Raw genomic sequence first — 18615 nt, forward strand, 5'->3', positions numbered from 1 at the left:
ACAGACTATGCTCTGAGTAAGTCATCGCACTTCTCAGAGCATTTTTTTGTCTACTCATAACTGATACTTAGATAAAAATTTCGATATTTTTAACTCTCACCCATCAGATTCGCCATTCGTCAGTAAAATTTGTATTTCATTCTCAAGTACTTACAATCAACAATACAAGCCTAATAATAAAAATTCGTAGCGCAATTTTAGAGTAGAGATATGTTAAAAACATTTATGATCGAAAAGATAGAAGAAGAGGTGTGCTCTGATTCTACAGGCAAGATGACTTTTCATTTAGTCGATGAAAATGGCGATTGTCGAAGAGTTTGCGGTATGACCTTTCTTGATGAGAATGGACAGGCGCAAGGAATTTCTTCAGAAAGCAAACGTGAACTCCCACTGATAGAAAGTCTATTCAGTGACCGACATAAGAAAATAGTCGATATCGAATTTGATCACTTTAATAAAGTTTATAACCGTGAACTAGATAAAACTGTTAACGAAATTGCCTACGAAAAAGTCTTACAAATGGAAAAAGAGAAAAAACTCTCTTACCGAATAAAGCGTTTTTTCAAAATAACACACGAAGAAGACATACCCGAAGATGCGGTGCCTTTGAACGCCGCACAAAAACCTGCGGAACAACAAAAGAACGCTTCACCAAATAGCTCAGAATAGCCTTACCCTTCTAGCCTTCGAATAATTAAAAAAATAGCCGCATTAGCGGCTATTTTTTTGGATGCTCCTCTTAAAATTGAGCTTGTTTAGTTTGCAGAAACAGCTGGTATTGGGTAAAACTTATATCCTTGTGCTTGTGGTGCGTAGTAATAATTAGCATTGTTATTATTCCATGGCATTGTGAAACCATTATTGCTGTTGTTATTCCACGGCATAGTAAATCCGTTACCATTATTATTGTTCCACGGCATATTGAATCCATTACCGTTGTTATTACCCCATGGCATTGTAAAACCATTGCCATTATTGTTATTCCACGGCATTGTAAAATTATTGCCGTTGTATCCATTACTAGTATTCCACGGTTGCGTGAAACCATTATTGTTGTTATTCCAAGGCATGGTAAATCCGTTACCATTATTATTGTTCCACGGCATTGTATAAGCACCCGTGTTAGAAGCCGTATTTGCATTGCTAGTTGAATAAGTATTTGCGGCAGCATTTCCATTTAACTGTCGTTGACCATCCGCATTACCCTTGGCTTTTCCTTCTCCTTGTATATTTCCCTGAGTGCTGAGATCTGTATTGCCTTTGGCCTTAAAATTAATGGCAAAGTCTATTTCTGCATCAGCATTGCCTTTACCCGTTCCCCAACCATTTCCATTAGCCGCACTATTACCTTCTAACTTGCCGTCAGCTTTAGTATTGCCTGTCGCCTGAGCATTCGAATTTGTGCTACCGTTACCATTATTAAAACCATCAAACCAATTTGCAGAAACCGTTGTCGTTGCTGAGAAAGCCATCAAAGCAGTAGCTAAAAGTAGTTGAGTTTTCATTGAATACCTTCCTGGAATTTTAAGGGGATTAATAAAATAAGTATATTACTTTATACTAATATACTTAATCTGTAAACTCTTTATTCTTTCCTACTTCTCTAATTCTTAGAAAGGATGCGAATCGTGGAACCTTGTTTTTAGTTTTCCCTCTATATTGAAACGTAACGATGTCCCCTATTTTCGGCGGATTACTTCTCTCTTCATCGGTAAAACCAGTACCCAGTTTAAAACGTACTTTCTCATCATTATTTTTTGAATCCGATGTAGCAAACGTTTCTACCAACAATGCTCCCATCTTGTCAGTGTATTTCCCTTTTCCCGGAATGTGCCCGATCACCAGCGCTTCAGCATCTTCATAAGGCTTTACTTTTAATAAGTCGCCGCTGCGTTTACCTTTATATAACGATGATCCTCGGTGAAGCATTAACCCTTCTGCACCTGCTTCTGTAATCACCGCCAATTCCTGCATAAGTTGCTGATGACTAGCCACCTTCCATTGTTTAACGACTTTTAGCCATTTAATCTCGGCGCGTTTTATTACCGAGTTTAATTCTATAAGCCGAGAATCAAAGTCTGTCGATAGTTTAGGCATATCAAAAACCATGAACGTTACTTTTTCCCACGCTTCATCATCTGGCTGATGATCTCTGACCGTTCCCACTAACAGCTCAAATTGTTGCCTGCCTATCCAGAGCTCGCCATCCAGAACCTGCTTGGGGAAATCACGAACAAACCATTCTGGCGCGTGATAAATATTGCCTCCACGAGACATAAACTTTTCACCATCCCATAAGGCGCGCACACCGTCATATTTTTCGCTAACCCAATACTGATCTAGGTTAATCCCTTCGTGATATACGTTTGCCAGCATCAATTCGGGCTTAGATGAGCTTTTAGCGTATACAGGATTAGCTGAAACACCCATCAAAAGGGTGATTACAAGTAATAAAAACTTAATTTGGAGCATAATTTGATATTCGTTATGATTATTTTTTAGGGTACTTCTATAATGAAACATTAAGCCTTAAAAAGCATGAGTATAGGGAGAATATAATGTCTACAAACAATGATTCTAACAATGAAAAAATAGTCGACCTCAAGGGAGATTCCATGAAAGCCAATGACCACGACGATAACACCATTGAGAATAGAAACGCGGAAGGTGCAGACATTGATAGTCTCGATACAACTAACGAGCTGGAACAGCAAATTATCGACCTTCAGCAACAGATTGAAGAGCTCACAAAAGATCACAGCAAAGCTGAAAAGAAATACAAAATAGAAAAAACACTCAAGCCATTTCAGGCCGAGTTAATTGCTTTGCAGAAGTACCTTGAAGACACCAACAAACGCATGATCATTCTTTTTGAAGGTCGCGATGCCTCCGGAAAGGGCGGAACTATCCGACGTGTTACACGTTACATGAACGAAAAGCATTATCGTCTGGTAGCCTTGGGCAAACCCACCAAAGAACAACGTTCGCAATGGTACTTCCATCGTTATGTCGAACAATTCCCGCATGGTGGTGAACTTGTACTGTTTGATCGCAGCTGGTACAACCGTTCAATGGTAGAACCTGTACTAGGCTTTTGTACGCCAGAGGAACACAAAACCTTTATGAAAGGCGTCGTAGGCTTTGAAAAAGATTTAGTCCGTCAAGGCACGATATTGGTAAAGCTGTATTTCAGTGTCACCAAAGACGAACAGGCGAAACGCTTTGAACGCAGAAAAACAGACCCACTCAGACAATGGAAACTTTCAGAAGTTGATATTCAGGCGCAGGAACATTGGGATGAGTTTACCAATGCAAAATATGAAATGCTGAAACGCTCTCATACATCGGCTGCTCCCTGGGTTATCGTGCGTTCAAATGACAAAAATGCAGCCCGCTTAAATACTTTAAAAGTGATTTTAAACAGCGTGCCTTATAAGCGTTCTAATCCAGATTTAGATTATATCCCCGATCCGGATATTGTTGTTTCAGGCGCACGTGAGATTGAGACAATGGAAGCTGACAGATTGAAGAAAGGTAAATTTAAAGCATAAAAACATGCGACATAAAAAAAGGCCTCAAAGGTGGGGGGTGACTATATTGATTTAGCCACCTCCCCACTTTGAGGCCTTTTTTGTATATTTTAAGATATTATCGTTACAGTAGCTTAGCGCATTGCCACCTGATTACTACGTCCACCTGAGTATACCCATTCGATTAATTTGTCATGCGCCGCTAAAGCTCTTCGTTTAGCACGAGGATCATTATGCAGAATAGCCATCACATAGGTTTTACCATCTGCTGCTTTGACATAGCCTGCGATGCTTCGTACATCACGCAATGTGCCGGTTTTGAAGAAGCCACGACCTCTCACTCCGGTCCCTTTCAGGCGTCTTTTCATAGTGCCATCAACACCCGCTACGGCTAGCGACTGCATTAAGATATTTCGATACGGACTACGGTATGCATCAACCAGTAAATCCCCCACATGCTTCGCGCTTATGCGAGCTGTGCGACTTAAACCAGAACCATTTTCAATGCGTAATTCCGGAAAGTTTAATCCGCGAGAAGCCAGCCACGTACCAATGGCATTTGCACCATTACGCTGTGTGCCCTGCCCTGTAGCTTTTGCGCCTATCGTTAGCATCACTTGACGTGCCATTACGTTATTACTGTCTTTATCAATCGTAGGTAAAATTTCAGCCAAAGTACGAGAGTAGGTTCTAAGCAAAGGTCTAGCGTTTGCTGGCGCTTTACCCATAGCAAAGCGAGTATTTAATTTACCACCAACATCACGCTTCCACATCGCTTGCATCGCACCGTAGATCATTTCTGCAGGACGACTAATTACTCGATGGTAGCTTCTAGTACCACAACGTCTAGAGAATCGACCGCTAAAAGTTACAACGGTTTGTACACCGTGTTTAGACACTTTGATGTGAGGTCTACACCCTCTTTTAGTGGTACGCATGCGATTCACAATCTTCAAATTATGCGTTGGTGTAGACGTACTCACATGTACGCGTTTACCCGTTGATCGAACTTGAAAACTGCTTAGGCGTTCGTTGTATAACAATGCATCGGGTTGTGCGTTATAGGCAGATTGCGATTTGCCATCAAACGATCCCTGATTCGGTACATTGAAGTAAGTATTATCGAAGACCACACGACCAGAAACATTTCTGATGCCTTTGTTACGAATACCCTGTAATACTTTGCGCAATTCTACTTGTTTGAACTCTGGAGAGCCATAGCCCTTGATAATGAGATCTCCCTGCAATGTTCCACCGCGGATCTGACCTTTGGTGTAAACATCTAAAGGCCAACGATATTTAGGGCCTAGTGTTCCTAGTGCAGCATAAGAAGTAATCAGTTTCATTACTGATGCTGGTACTCGTGAAGTTGTCTCCTGGTGTCCAAGTAATGGCTTTGGAGAATTAACATCCTGCACATAGGCACTCATTCCATTTGTGCTTAATTTCGCGGCCTGTAATTTCGTTTTGACCGTGTACGGTAATGACCGTATCGCCGCAGGTTGCTTGTTTTGACGGAACGCTTTGCGATTAGATGTTAATAATGTGCTTCTGTTTGGCGCTCTTTTAATATCCGCATTAGTAAACGTTGGAATAGCGTTTTTAGCAGGAGCTTGAGTATTACCAGCCAGTTGTTTTTCTTTTAGCTGCTGTTGTTTCCAGCGCCAAATGTATTGCTCTCGGGTTAATGGCTTTGGCGCTTGTTGTTTATTCTGCTGTCTTGGTTGCTGTGCTATTTGCCTAACTGGAGCTTTAGCTTGTGGTACTGGTGGTTTTTTCCAGGCAGGTTGAGCTGTAGCATTTACAGCACGTTGGACCTGTGGCTTTGCAACTGGCGCCCTGGCAACGGCTGCATTTTTTTGCTTTTTAGCGAGTTGTTGAGCTTCCCACTTTGCGCGCCAGATCGCACGTTGACGTGCTAATTTTTCATCCGCTTTTTTTTGAGCTGCGGTTTTAGCAACTGGTTGTTTTGCAACGGGTTTGTTGTTAACCTGTGCGGCATTTGGCGTTACACCGACTGAATTCCAAACTGCCTCCATCGAACTTAGCTTTTCTGCTGCACGCACAGACGTAGACAAAACAATAGTAAAAACAGACCCAAGCAAAATGAGAAAGAGTTTCTCAAATTTCATATTCACACCCTAATATTATTTTCCCGACGAAATTTATTCGATTTATTATTTTTATCTTGAAATGGCTTGATTCTTCAAATGCTTTCAATTAATTATTATTAATGAATTCCAAGCCTTACGAAGAGTATTACATATTAAGCCTTAAGGGAAGCTTAAGGAGAAAGTTTATCTTGTGATTAGTCTATCCCTAAATCGTCCCAAATCTGATCTACTTTGTCCTTTACCGCCTGATCCATCACAATAGGCTCACCCCATTCACGGCTGGTTTCACCCGGCCATTTATTGGTCGCATCAAAGCCCATTTTTGACCCTAAACCAGATATCGGTGAGGCAAAATCAAGATAATCAATCGGTGTGTTTTCAATCATGGTGGTATCACGCACAGGATCCATGCGGGTAGTCATCGCCCAGATAACATCATCCCAGCTACGTGTGTTGATATCATCATCTACCACGATCACAAACTTGGTGTACATAAACTGTCTTAAGAATGACCAGACACCCATCATCACACGCTTGGCATGGCCCGGGTACTGTTTCTTCATGCTCACCACAGCCATGCGGTAAGAACAGCCTTCTGGCGGTAAATAGAAATCAACAATTTCGGGAAATTGCTTTTGTAAGATAGGCACAAACACTTCATTGAGCGCAACGCCCAACATAGCTGGCTCATCAGGTGGTCTACCCGTATAGGTACTGTGATAAATAGGGTCTTCGCGATGCGTGATTCGTTCTATGGTGAACACAGGAAAACGTTCGACTTCATTGTAATAACCAGTGTGATCGCCATAGGGACCTTCGTCCGCCATATCATCAGGATATAAAAAGCCTTCTAGCACGTATTCTGCCGAGGCTGGCACTTGTAAATCATTACCTATACATTTAGTCACTTCGGTTCGAGAGCCTCGTAACAAACCTGCAAATGCATATTCAGATAAGGTATCTGGAACCGGTGTCACCGCACCTAAAATAGTTGCGGGATCAGCGCCTAGTGCAACAGTAATCGGGAAAGGTTCTCCCGGGTGACTTTCTAACCAGTCTCTAAAATCAAGAGCACCACCACGATGCGATAACCAACGCATGATTACCCGATTTTTACCAATTACCTGTTGTCGATAAATACCTAAATTCTGACGAGATTTATTAGGGCCTTTGGTGATGACTAAACCCCAGGTGATAAGCGGAGCTACATCTCCCGGCCAACAGGTTTGGATCGGCAGTTTGGATAAATCGACATCATCGCCTTCAATTACATGCGCTTGGCAGGCCGCTTTCTTCACCTTTTTCGGCGCCATATCCAATACTTTTTTGTATTTGGGAATCGAGCTTAGTGCGTCTTTGATCCCCTTTGGTGGAGACGGCTCTTTCAGGCTCGCTAATAATTTACCCACGTCACGCAATGCCGATACTGAATCTTCCCCCATCCCCATTGCCACACGCTCTGGCGTACCAAACAGATTACCTAACACTGGTACATCAAAGCCTTTAGGATTTTCAAACAGTAACGCCGGCCCACCCGCACGCAATGTACGATCACAAATTTCAGTCATTTCCAGATTAGGATCAATCTCAGCGGTGATTCTTTTTAATTCTCCTTGAGATTCAAGTTGCTCAATAAAATCACGCAGGTCTTTATATTTCATTTAAAAAAGTGCCTATAAGTAGGGGGGTGTAAATAATTGCAAATAGTTATGGATAAGACAATGCAGCTCTATTAATTATCTTCTCTATGAACAGTAAGTTGCGGGAATGGAATTTCCCAGCCGTGTTCGGTAGCTGCATCAACACACCAGCGCTGTATAGAACGGCGTAAGCGATTAGATATATCCGCGACTTCACCTTTGAAGTCAGCAATCACAACCAGATTTAAAGAAGAATCGGCGGCTGATTCGAATTCGACATTGATACTTTGAATATGCTCTTCGTAACCCTCATCGATTGCACGCTTGTTGATGATGAATTTGAGTTTCTGAACAATATCCGTCGTGCTTTCTTTTTGATGCTTGTAAGACACACCAAAGGTTTCTTTAACACGAAAACTCTTCGACATATTTAAGGGCGATAACGATAGAAAATTATCCATCTGGTAGGTAGATACAGCACCACCGCGTTGTACAAGTTGCACCAACTCCAGCGAAATACCGATAACTTTTCCTCGTAAACCATCTTTCAAAATCACCCAATCACCCGTTTTACACGGAAACCAGGGCTCACCGGGTACGATTTGTCTCGAACGCAAATCAACCAGATCGTTAATATCCAAACGCAAAGTAAGATCGGCGACAGGGTTTTCTAGCACCGAATACATATTAATGTTTTTTACTCGCCAGGGGATTTCATACAATAATAATCGCTCACCTTCTCGTACAGGTCCGACATTTAAAAACAACTCTAGTTGAGACCAGTATCGCGGAATGGCTTGCCCTAACTTCCACGCAAAAGCGATGAGAAATAGAACACCCAAACTAAACAGGACCCAATCTTCAGCTAAATAAAACACCACCATCGGGCCAATAATAATGAACAGTAAAGTACCTATACGATGTGCCAAATCGACTACACGTAGCTGAACACTTCGATATTGCGCACGGTACCCTTTCACTGTTTTGGTCAGTACCGAATGAATCAGACGTGAAAGTATTAGCACCCCAATGACAGAGAGCAGTGCTTGAATCAGTACCCAGCCACGTCTTTGGAAAAAGTTCTTAAAAAAGCTTTCAGACTTATTTAAAAACGTAGTTTCTTCGGATTCTAATTTTACCAGTTGCAGTTGTTTAGCCTTAAGCTCACTTTGAATGAACACCAACTGCTTAGACCAGTCGTCATTCATTTCTTCTAACACTTTTTTAATTTTTGGGTTTTTATTTTCTTTATTTAATTCCGCGATATTTGCTAACGCTTCTTTAACGACGGGCTCCCTTTTGTTGAAGTAGTCAATTTTTTCACGTAATTCAGATTTCTTTCTAACCGCATTCGTGGCGTACTTCATTTCCTTCAGGGCTGGTTCGAGCAATGCCAAGATTTCTTTTTGTAAGTCGAATGGTTTTTGCTCTGTAGCATTCAAAACGCCCAGATCGGTATCCGCAGCTATATTTTCAATATTACTTTGAGTATCTTTTAGTTTCTCTTCAATGGTTTTTATTTCTAACTTTATTTCTGCAGTCTGAGACTCAGAGCTGGACCTTTTTAAGTCCTTTTGCAAAAGACTCAGATCATTTCTTAAACGCTCCTGCAATTCGACAAAATCCAGCATCGTCGATAAGGTTTGTTTAGTCAGATCTTGCTTTTGCAGGATTTTTCCAGCTTCAATAGACTGCGCTTCTGTTTTAAGCTCTATATTTTCATCAACACTTGCATCAGCACCTTCTCCAACACTTTCACCTGCTTTTGTGTGACTTTCGGCGAATACAGAGACTGAAAAAAAGCATGCAAAAAACATCATCAACAAACAAACAAAAAACCTGAGTGTCTTAGAAACCACACGACTTGCGTTTCCAGCCTGCCTGCTAGTTACGGAGCTAGTTCTAGATAAACTAGTTGCGATCATGCGCGAGTTTTCCTGTTATTGTCATTTAAATGATTTTTCTAATGTATTCAAAAGTTGATCGACCTGTTCTTCGGTGTGATTTGCAGAAAAAGTAACCCTTAGTCTTGCCTCGCCCTCCGGAACTGTGGGAGGCCTAATGGCTGATATGAGTATACCCTGATCAGATAAGGCTTTGCTCAGTTTTGATGCGCGTTCTGTACTACCGAGTAAAATAGGTTGAATGGCAGTGTTAGATGGCATTAACTCAATACCTAGTTGCGCTGCACCTTGCTTAAATTGATTGATTAAAACCTTGAGTTTATCGCGACGCCAGCTCTCTTCTGCAATCACCTTTAAACTGGCACGTGTAGCAGCCGCAATACTCGGTGGCATCGCCGTTGTATAAATAAAGGTACGTGCTGTTTGTATTAAATATTCTATCAAATCATCGCTACCTGCGACAAATGCACCTGCGGTTCCTGCTGCTTTTCCTAATGTCGCCATCAGAACGGGCACTTCTTCTTGCGACAGACTGTCTTGTTCTAATTGACCAGCACCCGTTTTACCCAAGACACCAAAGCCATGCGCATCATCTACCATCAGCCATGCCTGATTTTGTTTAGCTACTTTTACCAGTTCTCGCAATGGTGCTTCGTCGCCATCCATGCTGAAAACACCGTCGGTAAGTATCATGCTATTGACGAAACTGTCTTTGTCGTCGTTTATATTGAGTAAGTTGGGTAAGTTTTTATAAAACCTCTCAAGAGCAGCAACATCCCCATGCGGATAGCGTTTCATTTTAGCCTTTGAAAGCAGGCCAGCATCCACCAGAGAGGCATGATTTAATCGATCTGCGAATAAATAATCACCTCGTTCTAATAGTGCATTTACCGTTCCCAAATTTGCCATATAGCCGGTTGAAAAAAGTAGCACCCGATCTCTACCGGTAAATTCAGCTAATGCTTCTTCTAATTTCTGATGCTCTATCGAATGACCACTGATTAAATGCGCGGAACCACTGCCTACACCATATTTATCTGCGGCTTGTTTAAAGGCGTTGACTAAATCGGGATGATTGGCCAAACCCAGATAATCATTACTGCAAAAAGACAAGTATTTACCACCATCCATTTGCATCAAGGGCTGCTGTGCAGACTCACTGATACGTGGCTTACGGTACAACGACTGCTGTTGTTTTTGTTTTAAAAAAGCCTGTATCAGTTTGGAATCATTTTTCATTGAGCTAGTGTAAACGTAAGATAAAAAAAAAGCACCCGAAGGTGCTTTTCTACTAACTCATTTCTAGCGGGATATAAATTAGTTTTGACTAGCTCGCTTTCTTGATGAAGAAAGTGAATTCACTCCCATCTTCAGCAGTTGATACTAATTCGTTGCCAGTCTGCTTACAAAATGCTTCAAAATCTTTAACCGAACCAGGGTCAGTCGCAATGATTTTTAAGGTTTCGCCATTCTCTAATCCATTAATCGCTTTTTTTGCACGTAAAATTGGTAAAGGGCAGTTAAGTCCACGTGCATCTAATTCTTCGTTGAAATCGCTCATGATATTCTCCTATCTATATTAGTGAAAGCTGATATGCTCGCGTACTCTATCATTAAATTTCTATTTCTGCATCAACTTTGTATGTCCAACAAGACACCATAAATGTAATATAGGGATCAATTAATTTTATTCAACACAATTAGACAGATAGCTAAATGAACATAATCTTTACTAAAATGCATGGTCTCGGAAATGACTTTGTTGTTATCAATGGCATTGACCAGACGATAAACTTAACGCCAGAGCAAATTCGCTTCATGTCGGATCGTCAGTTCGGCATTGGTTTTGATCAACTGCTGTTAGTTGAAAAGTCTGATGTTGAAGACACTGATTTTCGTTATCGTATTTTTAATTCCGATGGTGGTGAAGTCGAACAATGTGGAAATGGTGCACGCTGTTTTGCACATTTTGTTCGTAATGAAAACCTGACCGATAAAAAAGAGATTGCAGTCATAACCAAAAATGGCCGCTTAATATTAAATGTTGAAGACAATGGTAACGTGACTGTCGATATGGGCGCACCTATTTTGGAGCCCGCGCAAATCCCTTTTATTGCTAACGCAGGCAATGAAGATAAAGCAGAAAACGTCCAGCAAAAAAGCTATTCGATTCAAATCAATCAACAGAATATTGAGATAGGTGCTGTATCAATGGGCAATCCGCACGCTGTTGTTATTGTTGATGACACTCAATCAGCTGATGTTGAAAAATTAGGCAAAGCAATTCAGGAAAGCAGTTACTTCCCTAACTCGGTAAATGTAGGTTTTATGCAGGTTATCGATCGACAGAATATTAAACTCCGTGTGTATGAACGTGGCGTTGGTGAAACCCAGGCTTGTGGCACAGGCGCTTGTGCAGCAGTGGTTGCAGGTATTGTTCAGGGGCTTTTAGATAGTAAGGTTGATGTAAATCTGCTCGGTGGCAATTTATCAATTAGCTGGGCAGGAGATACAAATCCAGTTATGATGAGCGGACCAACAGCGACAGTGTTCAAAGGAATGATTTCACTGTAAATTTTGGCCTCACGGTTAATCGCCATATACCATATTCAGAATTTTATTCAGAATCTACATACAACCTAATAAAGAAATCATAGGGAGCTTTATTCAAATGAGTACCGGCAAAACATCTAATTCTGCGAAAGACAACGATGAAAAAAGTACAGACAATTCATCCGCTGACGCGATAATGGCCGATGCAATGATGGATGAGTCCGTTATTGCCAAGTATTTAGCTTCACACCCTGATTTCTTCCAGCGTCACACTGATGTGTTATCACAGATTCAAGTACCTCATGGCGCGGGAACAGCATCTCTTATTGAGCGTCAAGTTGCCATCCTACGTGAAAAAAGCCGTGATCTTGAAGAGCAACTGAATGGTCTGATCAGAACGGCTCGTGGTAATGAGCAGATTGTTACGCGCTTACAACGTTTCACACTCGAATTAATGCGCGCCGACGGTATCGACGATGTTATTGGTACCTGTCAGGATGTTCTTCGTGAAGATTTTAATGCCGATTTTGTAACACTAAAAATCATTGGTGGTGATGACACCATGCACTTTATCTCATCAAGCAACGAAAACCTGAAAAGCTTTGATAACCTCTTCAAATCTAAAAAGCCTATTTGTGGTCACATGAAAGAAGAGCAGCAAGCCTTCTTGTTTGAAAAACAGGCTGACAAGGTTAATTCTGCAGCGCTAGTACCTTTATTCGGCGCGGAAAACATCGGTATATTAGCGCTTGGTAGTGAAGATGAAAGCCGTTTCCACCCTGGAATGGGCACTGTATTTATCAGTCATTTAGGTGAGCTAATTTCTACCAGCATCACTTACCATTTACCGAAACTAAATCAGTAATCTGATTACTGATTTGTCGCACGCCACCAAACAATTCGCTGAACACTTAAAATACCAAAAACAATACTCGCCGCATACGCTTGGCGCTTACGAAAGAGACCTCAAGCAATTCAGCCTTTGGCTGAAAAAAAATAACTGCGATGACATTGTTAAAGCAGACAGCTTGCACGTGCGTAACTGGGTTGCCGGTTTACATCGACAAGGAATCGGCGGAAAAACATTACAACGGAAGCTATCGTCATTGCGTAGCTTCTATCAGTTTCTGATTAGAAATCATCAACTCAAAAACAATCCTGCAGTCGACATTCGTGCGCCAAAGTCGGCCAGAACACTCCCAGATACATTAGATGTTGATTCGCTCAGTCAGCTATTGGATATTCCACCCGATAGCATCTTAGCGATTCGTGACAAAGCGATCATGGAGCTTTTTTATTCATCTGGTTTGCGACTCTCTGAACTGACGAACCTTGATTTAGACAGTATCGACCTCACTGAAAACTCTCTTAGAGCCTTGGGTAAAGGCAATAAAACCAGAGTGCTTCCGATTGGGCGCAAAGCGAGTGACGCAATACGAATGTGGTTAGGTAAGCGAGATATCTTGGCCAAAATTGATGAGCAAGCACTATTCGTGAGCAATAGAGGCAAGCGAATCAGTCAGCGTTCGATCCAACAGCGTTTAAATTTCTGGCGTAAGAAACAAGGTTTGGAACAACATCTGCACCCACACAAACTCAGACATTCGTTTGCCAGTCATATTCTAGAATCATCAGGGGATTTGAGGGCGGTCCAAGAATTACTGGGGCATGCTGATATTGGCACTACGCAGATTTACACTCATTTAGACTTTCAGCATTTAGCCAAAGTGTATGATAAGGCGCACCCTAGAGCGCGGAAAAAAAAGAGCGAGTAAAAAAGTCCCCATAAGTAGGGGGGTGCCTAAAACGTTATTTCGTAATAACTTTCTAAAGAACTACCGGCTTATTCGACAATTCATTCGTATCAGCAGCAGAAATAGGGAAATGCTTTTCTAACAAAGCCCCAATCTCATCAATTCCTAACACCACGCCATTACCAAAATTTCCAGCACGAAACTCTGTCTGCATCAATCCACAAATACGTTGCCACTCTTGTTCACCAACAACCTTGTTGATATTTCTATCAGCGGTAATTTCAACTTTATGATCAGCCAGTAATAAATAGATCAGCACGCCATTATTGTCTTCGGTATCCCAGACTCTTAAGAGCGAGAACACCTCAATAGCGCGTTCATTCATTGACTCATCATGCCAGAGCGCTTTGAACGGCAATGAGCTTTCAATGGCGAAACGAATCTCGCCACTATGTTTGCTTTCCGATTGTTTGATTGCCCCTTCGATTCTCGCCATTTCTGATGGCGGAAAATCACGACGCAACCACCAACCGGGATAAAACAGATGCTTAATTGTTCTTTTAAAATTCATAATTACCACCCGCCGGACGCGCCGCCTCCGCCGAATCCACCACCGCCGCCACTAAAGCCGCCGCCTCCGCCGCTGAATCCTCCTCCACCACCGCCAAAACCGCCGCCGTAACCACCACCATCGCGGTAACTACTGCTTCGAGAACCACTAAAACCAAGCGTAAAAACCGCCAGGAAGAAGGCGGCAATAATGGTTAACACCGCGCTTTGCGATAACACCCATATTATTATGGTGCCACCAACCGTAATCAAAGAAACAGTCACTAAACGCCCCAACAAAGGAACTAGCAGGTTGGTTACAAAAGAAGACCCAATAATCATCATCGCCAACAATGCGCTGGTATCATCAAAACTATCACCTTGATTTGAGGATGGTTCTGGCAAGACTTCGCCATTGATAAGCCCAATTATTTTATTCGTGCCGGCTGAGATGCCTGAATAATAGTTTCCACTGCGGAAGGCAGGCGAAATGTATTCTCGGATAATACGACCTGCTGCAATATCGGGTATTGCACCTTCAAGCCCATAGCCTACTTCAATCCGCATTTTTCGATCTTGCATTGCGATTAAAAGTAATATGCCATCATCTACATCTTTACGACCTAATTTCCACTGCTCCACAACACGCATGGAATAATCTTCAATGGCTTCTGGGCTAGTCGTGTTTACGAGTAAGATAGCCAGCTGGCTACCTTTGTTTTTTTCAAGATTTTCAAGCGTGGATTCGAGAGAGGCTATTTCAGCCGAAGATAATGTCCCCGTTAAGTCTGTCACTCTACTGTTTAATTCAGGGACTTTTACCAAGTCGGCCATCGCACTACTTGAGACCAGTATTCCACTGATAGTCCCAATCACTATGAATAAACTCAGGAACAGCCCTGATAATGAGTGCTTTGTATACATTCTGGTTTTAGTAGATTAGTTTAATTTGTAGCAGGCGCCGTATTAAAATCAACCTTTGGTGGTGCGGCAATCGCGTCTTCATTTTCAACGGTGAAATTCTGCTTGGTCGAATACCCCATAAGGCTAGCGATCATATTGCCAGGGAATTTCCTAACTGTTAAATTGTAATCTTTTACAGCATCGATATAGCGTTTACGTGCGACTGTAATGCGGTTTTCCGTTCCTTCTAACTGGGTCTGTAATTCCAGGAAGTTCTTATCTGACTTCAGATCAGGGTAGCGCTCAACCGTTACCAGCAAACGACTCAAAGCTCCTGTTAATTGACTTTGCGCTTGTGAGAATTGACTGAATGCCGCAGGATCATTGAGCGTTTCCGGTGTGATTTGAACGGACGTAGCTTTCGCACGCGCTTCAACAACACTGGTTAATACGTCTTTTTCCTGTGCGGCAAAACCTTTAACCGTGCTTACCAGATTAGGTATAAGGTCTGCTCTGCGCTGATATTGGTTAACCACTTCAGACCAGGAGGCAGTCACACCTTCATCACCACTTACAATGCGGTTATAAACACCCACACCAAAAATAATAAATAATGTGATTGCTGCAAGAATTACCATTCCAAACTTAGACATTCTCTCTCCCCTTCTGTTTTGCGTAAACTGAACTTCACTTTTGAATAGCCTATTAATTCATATATTTATGAATTTGTCACTAGTCTAGCCTGCTCGCTTCTTTTGTGCCATCTCATCTAACATCTAAGTTAAAACTGCAAAAAAAGTGCCTATAAGTAGGGGGGTGTATTATAGAAAAAGAAAAAGGATGATTAATCAAAGGAATTAACAGCCATGCCTGATCCAGATCTAAAATCACAAGAAGACGTAATTCAATCCGAAGATGTCAAACATACCTATGGCTTGTATCCCGAAGCGATTCAGAAAAGACTGCTAACTATTCGACGAATGATATTTGATCTCGCTAAACAAAATGACAACGTGGGTGACATTGAAGAAACCTTAAAATGGGGAGAACCCTCTTACAAAGCCAAGTCTGGATCTACCGTAAGATTAACGTGGAAGTCATCGACACCCAATAATTACGCCATTTACTTTATCTGTAGCACCAGCTTAGTGGAGACATTCAGAGAAATTTATCCAGATACGTTTCGCTATGATGGCAATAGAGCGATTATTTTTTCACTCGATGAAACAATTCCTGAAGATGCATTAAAACAATGCTTATTGCTCTCTTTGACTTACCATAAGATAAAACATCTTCCACTTTTAGGATTATAAAGGCATACTCCGCTTGCAAAGCATTGGGGGCATCTGTTAGAATCCCCGCTCTTCGATTTTTGAACACGATTTTAAGAGGATCTTCTAATGAAGGCCGATACACACCCAGACTACAATCAAGTAATTTTTCAGGACCTTGCGAGCGACTTTAAAATTCTTACTCGCTCAACGCTTTCTTCAAAAGAGACTGCAAAATGGGAAGATGGTAATGAATACCCACTAATTAAAGTGGATATCTCTAGTGCATCTCACCCTTTCTACACGGGCAAGCAAAACACTAAAACAACTGCTGGTGCGATTGACAAGTTTAACAATCGTTACGGTAGAAAATAACGAATCCTTGTCTGCTGAGCTAAACCGGGTTTCGATCTGGCTTGCTGCAAACTTACATTCGTTAATGCTTTTAAAGCATACCTCAAAAAAGGCACTAGTTATGAGTGCCTTTTTTGCGTCTGTCATAATCACATTTATCGTTTTGGCACCCCCCACCTTTGCGGCCGAAATTTGCCCTTCCCCTAAAAATAGTCAATTAGAAAGTGCAACCGTTAAATGGGTCTATGATGGCGATACGGTGTTACTTACCGACAAACGCAAAATCAGAATCATTGGTGTAAACACGCCAGAAACAAAACACCACAAACAAAAAGGCCAGGCTTACGGCGCAAAAGCGAAAGAAGCGTTAAGAGAAAAACTTAAACAGCACAATTACAAAGTCAGACTACTTTACGGAAAAGAAAAGAAAGATAAGTATTCCAGAGTACTGGCACATGTATTTTTAAAAGATGGCACCAATATATCCAGCTGGCTACTACAGCAAGGCTATGCAAAAACACTCGCCATATCACCTAATATTGCATTCGCTGATTGCTATGAAAAAGCAGAAAGAAGCGCACAACTAAAATCACTTAACATCTGGAAACTCAAAAAAAACCAGATCTATAGTGCGCATTCAATTAGCAAAAAAACCAAAGGTTATGTTCGCCTAAAAGGCATTATCAATAATAAGAAAAGATACAAGAACTCTCTCTCACTGACGCTTAGCAGTTCTGACAAGAAACCGATAAAGATCATCATCAAAAAGAAAAATCTAGTTTATTTTAAATCGATAGATTTTGATAAATTAATCGGCAAAAGCATAATCGTTTCAGGTATGCTCAAAAACCAAAGAAAAAGACGGACTATTCAACTTAATCACCCATCACAACTTCAGGTATTTGCTGAGGAGCAAATAGAATCGATGATTAAATGGAGCTCAAAATAATGACTATCAAAAACACTGTTAGCGGTTTCATCGCAGCCACCCTATTCGCAGCACTTAGCGGCTGTTCCACCAACCCGGTTTCAGGTAAAAACGACTTTACCCTGATTAACCAGAAGCAAGAATTAGCGATCGGTGCTGAAGGCCACAAAAGCATCATGAAGCAGAAAAAACGCTACAACAATCCGCAACTACAGGCTTACGTCAACAATATTGGGCAACAACTCGCAAGACAGAGCCATAGAAGTGATATAAGTTATACCTTTACCGTATTAGATGACCCTACCGTTAACGCCTTTGCGCTTCCTGGAGGTTACATTTATGTAACAACAGGCCTCATGGCTTATCTTAATTCTGAAGGTGAATTAGCCGGCGTACTGGGACATGAGATTGGTCACGTGACAGCCAAACATGGTGTAAAACAACAAAGCGCAGGCGCTGTTGGTGCCATATTACAGAGTATTTTGGCTGATCAGGCTGGCGTAACTGCGGGCAAGGGATTTGGCCAACTAGGACAAGCGCTTTTAAGCGGCTACGGCAGAGACCACGAGCTTCAGGCTGACAAATTAGGCGCAGAGTATTTAGCGCGTGTTGGCTACGATCCAGAAAATATGATTGAAGTCGTTAGCGTCTTAAAGTCACAGGAAGAATTTGAAAAGTATCAGGCGCAAAAAGAAGGCCGTAAAGTACAAGCTTATCATGGCGTTTTCTCTTCTCACCCCGACAATGACACGCGTCTCAAAGAAGTCATTAGACAAGCCAATAAGTTTAAAACCCAGACCACCAGAGATGCTGGCCACGACAAGTATTTAAAACAAATTGATGGAATGCCATTTCGCATTGATAAAAACAATAATGGAAGAATCGTCGTAGGCCGTGCATCTACGCCAGGTTTGACCTATGCTACCTTGGCACAAAAAAGTAAGGTAGATGAACAACGTTTACGTCTTATCAATGGCATGTTCCCTAAAGGACAACCTGTTCCGGGACGCCTGGTAAAAGTCATTCAATAAACAAACACTGTTATTTTTCACCACTCAACCAGTAATAGTCTAAGCTTAATTACACATTACTTAGAAATAGTATAAGGAATAATT

General features: G+C 41.6%; 19 protein-coding genes. 9 read left to right on the forward strand and 10 right to left on the reverse strand.

Annotated features, from left to right (window positions below):
• The first annotated feature begins 210 nt into the window (after positions 1-210).
• On the forward strand, positions 211-669 hold the full coding sequence (locus EV695_RS19885; protein WP_131907753.1) for a hypothetical protein: 459 nt from the start codon (positions 211-213) through the stop codon (positions 667-669).
• Between the two features lie 86 nt (positions 670-755).
• Here EV695_RS19885 and EV695_RS19890 read toward each other — a convergent pair whose 3' ends face one another.
• Complete coding sequence (locus EV695_RS19890; RefSeq protein ID WP_131907754.1) at positions 756-1505, reverse strand: hypothetical protein; 750 nt, start codon at positions 1503-1505, stop codon at positions 756-758.
• Between the two features lie 64 nt (positions 1506-1569).
• Positions 1570-2472 carry a DNA ligase gene (locus EV695_RS19895; protein WP_131907755.1) on the reverse strand — a complete coding sequence of 301 codons (903 nt, stop codon included), beginning with the start codon at positions 2470-2472 and terminating at the stop codon, positions 1570-1572.
• Positions 2473-2558: 86 nt separating this feature from the next.
• On the opposite strand from EV695_RS19895, the gene ppk2 reads away from it, so the two are divergent.
• The gene (gene ppk2, locus EV695_RS19900; RefSeq protein WP_131907756.1) at positions 2559-3551 is read left to right on the forward strand and encodes a polyphosphate kinase 2; all 993 of its coding nucleotides are present in this window, start codon (positions 2559-2561) and stop codon (positions 3549-3551) included.
• Between the two features lie 113 nt (positions 3552-3664).
• Here the strand turns inward: ppk2 and dacB are convergent, their stop codons facing one another.
• The 5 genes from dacB to EV695_RS19925 form a co-directional block, all read right to left on the reverse strand.
• Positions 3665-5662, reverse strand: a complete 1998-nt coding sequence (gene dacB, locus EV695_RS19905; RefSeq protein WP_131907757.1) for a D-alanyl-D-alanine carboxypeptidase/D-alanyl-D-alanine endopeptidase — start codon at positions 5660-5662, stop codon at positions 3665-3667.
• Positions 5663-5838: 176 nt separating this feature from the next.
• On the reverse strand, positions 5839-7305 hold the full coding sequence (gene ubiD, locus EV695_RS19910; RefSeq protein WP_131907758.1) for a 4-hydroxy-3-polyprenylbenzoate decarboxylase: 1467 nt from the start codon (positions 7303-7305) through the stop codon (positions 5839-5841).
• A gap of 71 nt (positions 7306-7376) precedes the next feature.
• Positions 7377-9209: a mechanosensitive ion channel family protein gene (locus tag EV695_RS19915; RefSeq protein ID WP_131907759.1), complete on the reverse strand. Its 1833-nt coding sequence runs from the start codon at positions 9207-9209 to the stop codon at positions 7377-7379.
• A 21-nt stretch (positions 9210-9230) separates the two neighbouring features.
• Complete coding sequence (gene bioF / locus EV695_RS19920) at positions 9231-10427, reverse strand: 8-amino-7-oxononanoate synthase (protein ID WP_131907760.1); 1197 nt, start codon at positions 10425-10427, stop codon at positions 9231-9233.
• An 88-nt stretch (positions 10428-10515) separates the two neighbouring features.
• Entirely contained in the window at positions 10516-10749 is a 234-nt protein-coding gene (locus EV695_RS19925) for a sulfurtransferase TusA family protein (RefSeq protein ID WP_131907761.1), read from the reverse strand.
• A 155-nt stretch (positions 10750-10904) separates the two neighbouring features.
• Between EV695_RS19925 and dapF the strand changes: the two genes are divergently transcribed.
• The 3 genes from dapF to xerC all read left to right on the forward strand — a co-directional run bounded on the left by dapF (position 10905) and on the right by xerC (position 13516).
• A complete protein-coding gene (gene dapF, locus EV695_RS19930; RefSeq protein ID WP_131907762.1) occupies positions 10905-11762 on the forward strand; it encodes a diaminopimelate epimerase in 858 nt (285 codons plus the stop codon).
• A 97-nt stretch (positions 11763-11859) separates the two neighbouring features.
• On the forward strand, positions 11860-12606 hold the full coding sequence (locus EV695_RS19935) for a DUF484 family protein (RefSeq protein ID WP_131907763.1): 747 nt from the start codon (positions 11860-11862) through the stop codon (positions 12604-12606).
• Between the two features lie 13 nt (positions 12607-12619).
• Positions 12620-13516, forward strand: a complete 897-nt coding sequence (gene xerC / locus EV695_RS19940; protein ID WP_279388072.1) for a tyrosine recombinase XerC — start codon at positions 12620-12622, stop codon at positions 13514-13516.
• Between the two features lie 52 nt (positions 13517-13568).
• Here the strand turns inward: xerC and EV695_RS19945 are convergent, their stop codons facing one another.
• Genes EV695_RS19945 through EV695_RS19955 form a run of 3 tightly spaced genes read right to left on the reverse strand, consistent with a single transcriptional unit; the run spans position 13569 to position 15600 of the window.
• Positions 13569-14066 carry a TPM domain-containing protein gene (locus tag EV695_RS19945; RefSeq protein ID WP_131907765.1) on the reverse strand — a complete coding sequence of 166 codons (498 nt, stop codon included), beginning with the start codon at positions 14064-14066 and terminating at the stop codon, positions 13569-13571.
• Positions 14067-14068: 2 nt separating this feature from the next.
• Positions 14069-14968 (reverse strand): TPM domain-containing protein, encoded by a 900-nt coding sequence (locus tag EV695_RS19950; protein WP_207907170.1) that lies wholly within the window; start codon positions 14966-14968, stop codon positions 14069-14071.
• A 20-nt stretch (positions 14969-14988) separates the two neighbouring features.
• Positions 14989-15600: a LemA family protein gene (locus EV695_RS19955; RefSeq protein WP_131907766.1), complete on the reverse strand. Its 612-nt coding sequence runs from the start codon at positions 15598-15600 to the stop codon at positions 14989-14991.
• Between the two features lie 213 nt (positions 15601-15813).
• Between EV695_RS19955 and EV695_RS19960 the strand changes: the two genes are divergently transcribed.
• From EV695_RS19960 to EV695_RS19975, 4 genes are all read left to right on the forward strand, one after another.
• Positions 15814-16260, forward strand: a complete 447-nt coding sequence (locus tag EV695_RS19960; protein WP_131907767.1) for a DUF1801 domain-containing protein — start codon at positions 15814-15816, stop codon at positions 16258-16260.
• Between the two features lie 87 nt (positions 16261-16347).
• Entirely contained in the window at positions 16348-16593 is a 246-nt protein-coding gene (locus EV695_RS19965; protein WP_131907768.1) for a type B 50S ribosomal protein L31, read from the forward strand.
• Positions 16594-16693: 100 nt separating this feature from the next.
• A complete protein-coding gene (locus tag EV695_RS19970) occupies positions 16694-17521 on the forward strand; it encodes a thermonuclease family protein (RefSeq protein ID WP_165874769.1) in 828 nt (275 codons plus the stop codon).
• Positions 17521-18531 (forward strand): M48 family metalloprotease, encoded by a 1011-nt coding sequence (locus tag EV695_RS19975; protein WP_165874770.1) that lies wholly within the window; start codon positions 17521-17523, stop codon positions 18529-18531. The genes EV695_RS19970 and EV695_RS19975 overlap by 1 nt, the downstream gene beginning before the upstream one ends.
• The last annotated feature ends 84 nt before the right edge of the window (positions 18532-18615 follow it).

The sequence above is a fragment of the Cocleimonas flava genome (assembly GCF_004339015.1).
Lineage (GTDB): Bacteria > Pseudomonadota > Gammaproteobacteria > Thiotrichales > Thiotrichaceae > Cocleimonas > Cocleimonas flava.

Excerpts from the sequence above, each read along its gene's own strand:
- EV695_RS19975 (WP_165874770.1), top strand. The coding sequence starts at position 17,521 with ATGACTATCAAAAACACTGTTAGCGGTTTCATCGCAGCCACCCTATTC.
- EV695_RS19925 (WP_131907761.1), bottom strand. The coding sequence starts at position 10,749 with ATGAGCGATTTCAACGAAGAATTAGATGCACGTGGACTTAACTGCCCT.
- EV695_RS19950 (WP_207907170.1), bottom strand. The coding sequence starts at position 14,968 with ATGTATACAAAGCACTCATTATCAGGGCTGTTCCTGAGTTTATTCATA.
- EV695_RS19955 (WP_131907766.1), bottom strand. The coding sequence starts at position 15,600 with ATGTCTAAGTTTGGAATGGTAATTCTTGCAGCAATCACATTATTTATT.
- dacB (WP_131907757.1), bottom strand. The coding sequence starts at position 5,662 with ATGAAATTTGAGAAACTCTTTCTCATTTTGCTTGGGTCTGTTTTTACT.
- EV695_RS19935 (WP_131907763.1), top strand. The coding sequence starts at position 11,860 with ATGAGTACCGGCAAAACATCTAATTCTGCGAAAGACAACGATGAAAAA.
- EV695_RS19945 (WP_131907765.1), bottom strand. The coding sequence starts at position 14,066 with ATGAATTTTAAAAGAACAATTAAGCATCTGTTTTATCCCGGTTGGTGG.
- ubiD (WP_131907758.1), bottom strand. The coding sequence starts at position 7,305 with ATGAAATATAAAGACCTGCGTGATTTTATTGAGCAACTTGAATCTCAA.
- EV695_RS19960 (WP_131907767.1), top strand. The coding sequence starts at position 15,814 with ATGCCTGATCCAGATCTAAAATCACAAGAAGACGTAATTCAATCCGAA.
- ppk2 (WP_131907756.1), top strand. The coding sequence starts at position 2,559 with ATGTCTACAAACAATGATTCTAACAATGAAAAAATAGTCGACCTCAAG.
- EV695_RS19890 (WP_131907754.1), bottom strand. The coding sequence starts at position 1,505 with ATGAAAACTCAACTACTTTTAGCTACTGCTTTGATGGCTTTCTCAGCA.
- EV695_RS19915 (WP_131907759.1), bottom strand. The coding sequence starts at position 9,209 with ATGATCGCAACTAGTTTATCTAGAACTAGCTCCGTAACTAGCAGGCAG.
- EV695_RS19970 (WP_165874769.1), top strand. The coding sequence starts at position 16,694 with ATGAGTGCCTTTTTTGCGTCTGTCATAATCACATTTATCGTTTTGGCA.
- bioF (WP_131907760.1), bottom strand. The coding sequence starts at position 10,427 with ATGAAAAATGATTCCAAACTGATACAGGCTTTTTTAAAACAAAAACAA.
- EV695_RS19885 (WP_131907753.1), top strand. The coding sequence starts at position 211 with ATGTTAAAAACATTTATGATCGAAAAGATAGAAGAAGAGGTGTGCTCT.
- EV695_RS19965 (WP_131907768.1), top strand. The coding sequence starts at position 16,348 with ATGAAGGCCGATACACACCCAGACTACAATCAAGTAATTTTTCAGGAC.
- dapF (WP_131907762.1), top strand. The coding sequence starts at position 10,905 with ATGAACATAATCTTTACTAAAATGCATGGTCTCGGAAATGACTTTGTT.
- EV695_RS19895 (WP_131907755.1), bottom strand. The coding sequence starts at position 2,472 with ATGCTCCAAATTAAGTTTTTATTACTTGTAATCACCCTTTTGATGGGT.